Here is a 253-nt window from a genome sequence, read left to right as displayed (position 1 = left end):
ATACGTTGACCGTCTACATCACTGAATGCTTGGCTTACGCCATAAGCCAGTGCCAAGTCGTAAGTGGAGCGGGTCCCCACTACCTGGATGGCTCTTGTGACGGTGTCTATTTTATTAGGAAAACGATAGAGCGCTGAGTTTGCTACTCTTAGCAATTGCGTTGCCAATGACGGATCGAAAGCAATAATATCGCCGATGTCGTCAATGCTTGAAGCTTCATCATCCATACAAGCTTTAAGTCGAGTTACCGAAT

1 protein-coding gene is annotated in these 253 nt (G+C 46.2%); it reads right to left on the bottom strand.

Going from position 1 to position 253, the window contains the following annotated elements; translation table 11 throughout:
• On the bottom strand, nucleotides 1-253 hold a 253-nt coding region (locus NLF92_RS13430; RefSeq protein ID WP_254102759.1), incomplete at both ends, for an HDOD domain-containing protein.

It is taken from the genome of Opacimonas viscosa (assembly GCF_024199005.1).
GTDB lineage: Bacteria > Pseudomonadota > Gammaproteobacteria > Enterobacterales > Alteromonadaceae > Opacimonas > Opacimonas viscosa.
Note: the sequence above shows the minus strand (reverse complement) of the source record. Positions and strands in the feature narration are given on the sequence as shown.